5 protein-coding genes are annotated in these 9371 nt (G+C 70.5%); all 5 read left to right on the top strand.

The window, feature by feature from the left end; genetic code table 11:
* Positions 1 to 179: 179 nt before the first annotated feature.
* Positions 180 to 872 carry a lasso peptide biosynthesis B2 protein gene (locus tag ACIRD3_RS40260; protein WP_402227081.1) on the top strand — a complete coding sequence of 231 codons (693 nt, stop codon included), beginning with the start codon at positions 180 to 182 and terminating at the stop codon, positions 870 to 872.
* A complete protein-coding gene (locus ACIRD3_RS40255; protein WP_402227080.1) occupies positions 869 to 1417 on the top strand; it encodes a GNAT family N-acetyltransferase in 549 nt (182 codons plus the stop codon). The genes ACIRD3_RS40260 and ACIRD3_RS40255 overlap by 4 nt, the downstream gene beginning before the upstream one ends.
* 1573 nt (positions 1418 to 2990) lie before the next feature.
* Positions 2991 to 4400 carry a UDP-N-acetylmuramate--L-alanine ligase gene (gene murC, locus ACIRD3_RS40250; RefSeq protein ID WP_402227078.1) on the top strand — a complete coding sequence of 470 codons (1410 nt, stop codon included), beginning with the start codon at positions 2991 to 2993 and terminating at the stop codon, positions 4398 to 4400.
* Between the two features lie 138 nt (positions 4401 to 4538).
* Positions 4539 to 5999 carry a UDP-N-acetylmuramoyl-L-alanyl-D-glutamate--2,6-diaminopimelate ligase gene (locus tag ACIRD3_RS40245; RefSeq protein WP_402227077.1) on the top strand — a complete coding sequence of 487 codons (1461 nt, stop codon included), beginning with the start codon at positions 4539 to 4541 and terminating at the stop codon, positions 5997 to 5999.
* Between the two features lie 496 nt (positions 6000 to 6495).
* On the top strand, positions 6496 to 7938 hold the full coding sequence (murD, locus tag ACIRD3_RS40240) for a UDP-N-acetylmuramoyl-L-alanine--D-glutamate ligase (RefSeq protein ID WP_402227076.1): 1443 nt from the start codon (positions 6496 to 6498) through the stop codon (positions 7936 to 7938).
* The last annotated feature ends 1433 nt before the right edge of the window (positions 7939 to 9371 follow it).

Here is a 9371-nt window from a genome sequence, read left to right as displayed (position 1 = left end):
CGGCAGCGGCAGCGACGACAAGCGCTACCCCTACCAGGTCTGACCCACCAGCGGCGCCCCCCACACCGGGGGGCGCCGCCCCACCCCGACACAGAAAAGGAAACCCGGTGACGAACTCAAACCCGGCAGCCGTTCAGGCTGCTGTCCGCACTGTTGTGACCGGCCCTGCAGTCGTGCTGGTGAACACCCGCAACGCCAGCCTGGAAGCTCTTGAGGGCGCGGCGAACGACCTGTGGCTCGGTCTCGTCGCCTCCAATGGTGACGTCGCTGAGGCCGCGGACCGGGCGGGTGTGGACCGTTCCGGTGCCGAGGCCACCGTGAAGGCATGGCTGGCCAAAGGCCTGGTAGACAAGGTGGCCGAGCCCGGGCCGTGGGAACCGCCGTTCCACGTCGTCTCCAAGCCCAGCTGGGGTACCAGGGAGACCCGTGTCCGGCTGGCTCCGCCACTCGCTTCCTCGCGGCGGTGGCGTGTCCCGGCGGCTGCCGCTCTGTGCATCGCCTTGATCGGGCGGCAGACGGCCCGCCGCAAGAACCGCTTCCTGCGGATGACGTGGCTCGCCACGGTGAGCACGCGGCGTGTGCGCCCTGCCAACCAGCGGGAGGCGGAGCAGGCCATCCGCGCGGTCCGGTGGGTCGGCCGATTCGTCCCCGCGCGAGTCGCCTGCCTCGAAGAGAGCGTGGCCACACTTCTGACGCTCGCCATGATGGGGTGCCACGCGACGTGGTGCCACGGTGTCGACATCGACCCCTTGCAGTTCCACGCATGGGTGGAGGCCGAGGGGAGCCCCGTCGACGAGCCGGTGTCGACATCGAACTTCATCCCGATCACGCGGATACCTGCCGCGCGGTCCGAGAACGGAGCACACGCATGAGTGATTACTACCTCTCCGGAGAACGGGTGGCGCTCGGCCCGATGAAGGCCGAGCTCATCCCCGAGTACCTGCGCTGGGCGAATGACATCGGCGCCATGCGCGGCTTCGGCCGCCAGCTGCCGGAATCGTTGGAAGCCCGCACCAAGGGCTTCGAGGTGAACGCCCACTCCGACATCACCATCAAGTTCACGGTCCACCATCGGCAGACCGGCGAGCCGGTCGGAATCACCACGCTCATCCTCGACCAGCCCGTCAAGACGGCGGAGTTCCTCATCTTGCTGGCCCCCGAGGCCAAAGGGCTTGGGCTGGCGGCAGAAGCGACACGTCTGACCATGGACTACGGATTCCACATCTCCGGCGTGCGAATGATCCACCTCACGGTGCTCGCCCCCAACACGGCCGCGATCCGTGCGTACAGGAAGGCCGGCTTCCAGGACGCCGGGCGCGTACGCCAGGCAGGGTTCTGGAACGGTCAGCCCTGCGACGAGCTGGTCATGGACGCCCTGCCTCACGACCTGAAGGGACTATCGCTGATCGCGACCTGACAGCCTCGCAGCGCGCACAAGAGGCACCCAGCCTCTTGTGCGCGCGGACGGGTGTCGGCATCGGATCGAGTCCGCGGCCTGTCCGGGGAGTCGTATCCCGCACGCAAGCGGTCGCCCCCTGCGGGGGCGGCTGTGTTGTGGCCCGGTGGCGTTCACCGTCTCGGTGGCGTCGGCCCCTGGGGGGCCTTTGGCCACCGTGCCGGGCCACCGTGCCGTGGTCACGCCTTCGGCGTGGCGGTTCTTCTGGCCTGGTGGGCCTGTGCGGTGGCGTCGGCCCTGGCGGGCCTTTGGCCACCGCTCCGGCCCGCCAGGCGGCGGCCCTGGCGGGCCGGCAGGTGCGTGGTCGCCCCCTTCGGGGGCGGCTGTGTTGGTGGCCCGGCGGCGTTCACCGTGCCGGGCTCTGCCGGCCCTGGGGGCCGTCAGAGCCCGTCCCGGGCCGCCGGGCCGCAGTCACGCCTGGCTGGCTGGTAAGCGTGTCCTCGGGCGGCATCGTTCCGGCCGGATCGCTGCTGACGGCGGTAGTTGCCATGGGCCACGAGCTCTACCTGGAAGGGGACCGGACCGCAGACACCCGCTGCTCAGGTCGGTTGGTACGAGAAAGGGTCTGCGTCTAGGAGGCGGTGTCTCCCGAGCGGTAGATACGGCTGCGGGCGCCACCGGGGCCCATGGCTTTGCAACGGGTCTTCGACCAACCGGACGTATGTGTCCGCGAGAGCCGGGGGATCGAGGAGAGCCCGACATGGGAGGAGGGCCATCGGGTGCGCAACGTGGAAGCCCCGCAGATCAGAACGGACCCGCTACCGACAGGACTGCCACCACCGCTGAACCCACTACTCGGCGGAACTCCGAGCGCCAGCCGAGTGGGTCCCGGCCAGAGCAATCGACCCCGCAGTCGGCGAACCGCCAGCCGGACGCCAACCGGTCGGACCTTCGTACCGGCACCCATCTCGTGATCCGAACCAGGAGCTGACGACGGCGCCCCCCGGGAGCCAGATGCCATCCGGATGGTCGGAGAGAGCCGCCACCCGCACACACCCGGTTCAGCACCCATCCCCAGAAATCGCACCACCCTGGTGGACCGTTGCCGAACCCCCCGCGAGCGCTGTGCCACCGGTTGATCCCCTGCGAAAGCCACGAGGGCCAGTGTCGTGGGTCCTCGTGGCAGCCACTGCGGGACCTGCCGGTGGACCCGTCGGATGCGGTGTGGTGTCCGGGTCTTGTCAGTGGTGCAGAGAGGCCCTGGTGGGTGGCCGGGTGGTGTGACCTGGCTTGGTGGATGGGTTGGTGGTTCCCCTTTCCGGCTCGGGCAGCCTGCGCCGGGCGTGCTGGGGGGCGAAACCGGGCGGCTTTTTCCGGGGGGCGAAGATCTTCCGCCTGTTTCCGCGCCCGGGGCCGGGGCTTCGCCCCTTTTGTGGCCCCGGGCAGGCGGGGCGGAACATCTTCGCCCCCCGGGCCGCCCGGTTGCGCCCCCCGGGCCCGCCCGGCGCTGGTGCCCCGCGCCGGAAAGGGGCCCCACCAACCCCGACCGCCAACCAGGCGGCCACCCCTCCCGGCCACCCACCAGGGAGAACACATGATCAACCTCGCAGCGCTGGACAAGAACCGTCCGATCCACTTCGTCGGCATCGGTGGCGTGGGCATGAGCAGCCTGGCACTCCTGCTCAACCGACAGGGCCACAAGGTGACCGGCTCCGACTCGGCCGAGAGCGGCAACGTCGACGCCCTGCGCGCGGCAGGCATCGAGGTGACCATCGGCCACGACCCGTCCAACGTCCAGAGCCGCACCGCGGTGGTCGTCGCCTCGCTCGCCGCCGTCGGCCTGACCAACTCGGAGGTCCTGTGGGGCCGCCAAATCGGGATCCGCGTCGCGGACCGGGCCCGCCTCCTGGGGTCGGTGCTGGCGCCGCATGAGGAGTCCATCGCCGTCGCCGGAACGGCCGGTAAGACCAGCACCACCACGCTCCTCGGTCTGGTGCTCACCGCCGCCGGCCTCGACCCGACGATCGTGGTGGGCAGCCCCGCCACCCAGGACAACCCCAACTACCGCGATGGCCGGGGCAAGTACGCCGTCGCCGAGGCGTGCGAGTACTACCGGGCCTTCCACCACATCCGCCCCGGAACGGCCATCGTCCTCAACATGGTGCCCGGCGACCACGGCGACTACTTCACGAGCCCGGAGGACATGTACGACGCCTTCGACACCTTCGTCGGCAACATCCGCCAGGGCGGCCTGCTCGTCACCTCGGCGGACCAGCCCCGGACCCGCGACCTGGGCCAGGGTCGCGACCTGCGACGCGTGACCTTCGGGTTCTCCCCGGAGGCCGACTACCGGGCGGTCATCCTCGGCTGGGACGGAGGGCGCGCCCGCTTCGCGGTCCTGTACCGGGGCGAGCTGCTCGGGGAGATCGCCTCGGGCCTGCTGGGCGAGCACAACGTCACCAACACCCTGGCCGTGATCGCCACGGGCCACCAGCACGGTCTGACGCTCGACGAGATGCGCGAGCCGATCGAGTCGTTCACCGGCGCACCCCGCCGCCTGCAGTTCCAGGGCAAGCGCGACGGGGTGAACGTCTGGGACGACCTGGCCTGCACCCCCGAGGAGATGAAGGCCACGATGTCCGCGCTCCGAGGCGCGGCGGGCAGCGGTCGCATCACCGTCGTCCTGCGCCCGAACAGCTACAGCCGGGTGCGGGACCTGCTCCAGCAGTACCCCGACGCCTTCACCAGCCGCGACCGGATCGTGCTCACCGGGATCTTCCGCGGGCGGGACAAGGAGACCTTCGAGATGACTCCGGAGCACGTCCTGGAGGTGCTGTGTGAGGCCGGGCTCAACGTGCAGTACGTCCCGGACGTGAATGACGCCCCCAACACGGAGAGCATCCTGGGCGCGCTGCAGGGGATGCGGGAGGGAGACACCCTGATCACCGTGGGCCCGAACGACATCGCCCCCATCGGTCGGGCCTGGCTCGGATCCCAGGCCTGACCCCGGGTGGGTAGGCACCCTGCCGGGTGCCTACCCACCCAGCTCCGGTCACACGAACTGAAAGGCTGCCAGTGAGGGGTGGGCGTGCGCCTGCGGCGCCCGCCCACCCCGCCAGCCCCTGTCACACCGGAGAACCACGTGAAACTGATCGACGCACTGGCCGGCCTCGACCACACGACCCTGCAGGGGGACCCGCAGGTCGACATCACCGGTGGCATCACCACCGACTCGCGTAGCGCCGGACCGGGCCGGCTGTTCATCGCACTGCCCGGCCGCCGGACCGACGGCCACCGCCACCTCGGCCAGGCCGTCGCGAACGGGGCGTCCGCCCTCCTGGTCGACCGGGCTGACCTCGAACTGCCGCCCGGCGTTTGCGCGGTCCGGGTCCCCGACACCTGGGAAGCCGCCGCGGCCGTCGCCTCCCGCTACTTCGGCGAGCCCGGCCGTGAACTGGACGTGGTCGCGATCACCGGGACCAATGGGAAGACCTCGGTCGCGTTCGCGATCGAGGCCCTCCTGCGCGCCGCCACGGGCACGCGCGTCGGGGTGATCGGCACCGGAGGCCATCGGATCGGTGGCGAACCGGTCGACATCGCCACCACCACCCCGACCACCCCTCAGGCCGTCGACCTCCAGCACCTGCTGCGCGAGATGCGTGAGCGCGGCGCCGGCACCGTCGTCATGGAGGCGTCCTCCATGGCCCTGGCCCAGCACCGGGTGGCACACACCTTCACCGACGTCGGCGTGTTCACCAACCTGACTCCGGACCACCTGGACGACCACGGCGGCATGGCCGCGTACAAGGACGCCAAGCTCAGGCTCTTCCGCGGCATCGCACGCTCCGCGGTGGTCAACACGGACGACCCGGTGGGTCGCGAGATCGCCGCCATGACGGCCAGCGCCGTCACGTACGGACTCGACGACCCAGCCGCCGACTACCGCGCGACGGACGTGACCGTCACCTCCGGTGGCACGTCGTTCACCCTCCACCACGCGGGCCTGGAGTACCCCGTGAAGCTGCCTGTCCCCGGCCGTTTCGCCGTCGCCAACGCCTTGGCGGCCGTGGCGGCCTGTGCCGTCCTGGGACACGACCCCGCATCCCTGGTCCGTGCCCTGGACGGCCTTCCCGCGGCCCCGGGAAGGTTCCAGACGCTCCGGACCCGCCGCGGCGCGACCGTCATCGTGGACTACGCGCACTCTCCCGACGCGCTGGAGAACGTCCTGTCCACCGTCCGGGGGTTCGCGACCAGTCGTGTGATCACGGTCTTCGGCTGCGGTGGTGACCGGGACCCGGGCAAGCGAGCGCCGATGGGCGAGATCGCCGGACGCCACTCGGATCTGTGCGTCCTCACCTCGGACAACCCACGCGGTGAGGACCCCGAGGAGATCATCGACCAGATCACCCACGGGATCATCCCCACCGGCACCCCCTTCGACCGGATCACCGACCGCAGGCAGGCCATCGGGAAAGCCCTGGCCGCAGCCCGGCACGGAGACATCGTCCTGATCGCGGGGAAGGGATCGGAGAACTACCAGATCATCGGTACCCGGACCCTGTCGTTCGACGACATCGAGACCGTGCGCGAGCTAGACCGCTGAGCCATCCGCCCCACCGCCGGCATCCGTGGTGCGGGGTCCGTCCCGGTCGTCGTGCGGTCAGGTGGCCCGCGTCGGCACGGTCCGGGCGAAGCTGACGGAGAGCCTGCCTTTCTGTCGGATGCGGTGTGGTGTCCGGGTCTTGTCAGTGGTGCAGAGAGGCCCTGGTGGGTGGCCGGGTGGTGTGACCTGGCTTGGTGGATGGGTTGGTGGTTCCCCTTTCCGGCTCGGGCAGCCTGCGCCGGGCGTGCTGGGGGGCGAAACCGGGCGGCTTTTTCCGGGGGGCGAAGATCTTCCGCCTGTTTCCGCGCCCGGGGCCGGGGCTTCGCCCCTTTTGTGGCCCCGGGCAGGCGGGGCGGAACATCTTCGCCCCCCGGGCCGCCCGGTTGCGCCCCCCGGGCCCGCCCGGCGCTGGTGCCCCGCGCCGGAAAGGGGCCCCACCAACCCCGACCGCCAACCAGGCGGCCACCCCTCCCGGCCACCCACCAGGGAGAACCATATGAACATCAAGCCGATCAAGCCGAAGCTCTACCGGGGTGAACCCGTCGACCTGAAGGGCAAGCCCGTCCTGGTCATCGGACTGGGGATGAGCGGTCAGTCCGCCGCCGAACTCGGTGTCCACCAGGGCGCGAAGGTCACCGTCATGGACGCCAAGTCCGCCGAGGAGCTGCCGGAGGTCATGCAGCGGTTCGCCGGCATGAACATCACCTACAAGCTCAGGGCCACCTCCGTCGACCCCACGGCCTTCCAGCTCATCGTCCGTAGCCCCGCGATCGACAACAACCACCCGGTCCTCATCGCCGCTCGCGAGGCGAAGATCCACATCTGGAGCGAGATCGAGCTGGCCTTCCGGCTGTGCCCCGCTCCGGTGATCGCGGTCAGCGGCACCAACGGCAAGGGCAGCGTCACCACGCTCATCACCCGCGGCCTGAAAGCCCACGGGAAGACCGTCCACCTCGTCGGCAACATCGGCACCGAGTTCGCCAGCAAGATTCCCAGCATCAAGCCCGAAGACATCGTCGTCCTGGAGGTCTCCGCGGCCCAGCTGCAGAACAGCCCGGGCCTGGCCCCCGCGACCGGGGTCCTGACCAACATCAACCCCGAGCACTCCAACCTCTACGACTGGGACGAATACGTCCGTCTCAAGGGCCAGCTCCTCAAGAACAACACCGTTGACAGCCTCACCGTCGTCTCCCTCGACGACGAGGCCAGCAGCGACCTCGCCGCCAAGACCCCGGGACGGCTCCTGTACACCAGCATGAGCGGCGCCCTCCCGGCCGGCCTCGACGGAGTCTTCCTCGACGACGGCCAGGTCGTCGTGCGACTGGCGGGCCAGGAGCAGACGCTGTTCCCGAAGGAACGGGTCAAGGCCCTGGGGGCGCTTCCCAACACCCTGCCCGCCATCGCGGTCCTCCTGAGCTGGGGAGTCCCGCTCGACACCGTCGCCACCGCGATCACCGGCTTCGAGGGCCGCGAACACGTCACCGAGTACGTGGGCACCCACCAGGGGGTCGACTACTACAACGACGCCAAGGCCACCAACGTGGACTCCACCGCCCACGCGCTCAACGCGATCGATGGGCGGACGGTCGTCCTCATCTCCGGAGGCGAGGACAACAAGGGCGTCATCTTCGCCCGCCTGGTCCCCGGGCTCCACGACAAGGTGCACCACCTGATCACCTTCGGCCCCACGGCCGACCAGCTCGTGACCTTCGCCCGCAGCGCCGGCACCCCCAACATCGACACCGTCGCCGACTACCGGGAGGCCATCGCCCTGGCCCAGCGGGTCGCGACGCCGGGACAGACGGTCCTCTTCAGCCCCGGTACCTACTCCCCGCACCTGACGGACGTCGACGGCCAGGGACGTCCCGTCGACTACATCGGCCGAGGCGTCTACTTCAAGGAGAGCGTCCGAGCCCTGACCGCGCAGCAGGAGGGCTGACACCCCCGGTGCCGGGCCCGACACCGGGCCCGGCACCACCCCTCCGACAGCAGGCGGAGGGGAGACACGACTCTCCGACAGTCCCTCAACCGACCAAGAACGCCAGGGGTTGATACGGCCCCGCCCGTTCCGGCAGCCACCCCACACAAGCAGTGGCAGCCCGAAGACGCCAGGACGAAGCGGCCCGCCATGAGCCCACGGCGGTCCGCTTCGTACCCGCACGACCTGGCCGGCGCCCGGGACTGACCGAACGGCAGAGCAACGGAGCCAACCGCGGCTCCAACAGCCGGCTGCCGCCCGGCCCCCGTGGGCCGCCCGACCAGGGCGGCCAGACCCGTGCCGCACCCGCCGCCCTGCCGACCGGGCCACTGCACCGACCGACCGCGAGAGGAAACGGATCCGGACCGGTCCAGCTCGCACGTCGCCTGGCCGATTCCACCGGGCCAGCCTGCCGGACGGCGCCACGTAAACGAGCCGGCCGACCGGGGACCGCTGCGCCCCGCCGGGAAGCACGCCCATGCCAGCGGCCCCAGGCCGCGCCCGCGGTCGCCGAACAAGGATCGAGGAGAGCCGGCCGCCGCAAAGACGGCCCGGCCAAGCCAGCCAGCCGGGAAGCCCGAAGCCACCACACAGAGCTCCCCGATCCACCCTGCGGCCGTCCCGACCGGTATGCCCACTGAGGCGGAGGCCCGAGTACACCCGTGACCATCCAGCCCCGGTACCTCCGACAACCCGTCAGGGCGGCCAGGAAGCAGCGAACAGAGCACCCCGCCGAGGAAACGGCTTCAAGAGTGCTGAGAGGCAGTGGCGGCCGGGGCCCGCCCGGGCAGTACCGACCGCGAACTCCCGTGATCTGCCGACCCTTGCCCCGCCTGCGCAGGGGGCAGAGACGTACCCACGAACCGCTACTCGGTAGCGGAGCTCTGTGAAGAGACCGGGCCATGACCCATGTCCGTACCCGGACGAGCACAGAGCCCGCTCATTCCCGGAGCCCGTGGAACGCCACTACCAATCACCGGAAGGCCATTCCCAGCGCCCCGACCAGGCGACACCCTGTCCCGACCACGGCGGAACACAGGACCGTGGCAGGACAAGGACAGCGGAACGACCGGAGACAAGGACCACACGCACCTCCGGCCACGCGAGTTCCGAGCGACCGACAGCACCCGCCTGACGCCTGCCACCCCGATCCCCGCGCAGACGACACCGAGGACAACCGCTGATCCACATTCCCAAGGCCCTGGTGGGTGGCCGGGTGGTGTGACCTGGCTTGGCGGTCGGGGTTGGTGGTTCCCCTTCCCGGCTCGGGCAGCCTGCGCCGGGCGTGCTGGGGGGCGCAACCGGGCGGCTTTTTCCGGGGGGCGAAGATCTTCCGCCTGTTTCCGCGCCCGGGGCCGGGGCTTCGCCCCTTTTGTGGCCCCGGGCAGGCGGGG

Source organism: Kitasatospora sp. NPDC093550, assembly GCF_044764985.1.
Lineage (GTDB): Bacteria > Actinomycetota > Actinomycetes > Streptomycetales > Streptomycetaceae > Kitasatospora.
The sequence above is the reverse complement of the archived record's forward strand: the minus strand, read 5'-3'. Positions and strand labels throughout refer to the sequence as shown.

Coding starts and splice junctions, on each gene's coding strand:
- ACIRD3_RS40255 (WP_402227080.1), top strand. CDS start 869: ATGAGTGATTACTACCTCTCCGGAGAACGGGTGGCGCTCGGCCCGATG.
- murC (WP_402227078.1), top strand. CDS start 2,991: ATGATCAACCTCGCAGCGCTGGACAAGAACCGTCCGATCCACTTCGTC.
- murD (WP_402227076.1), top strand. CDS start 6,496: ATGAACATCAAGCCGATCAAGCCGAAGCTCTACCGGGGTGAACCCGTC.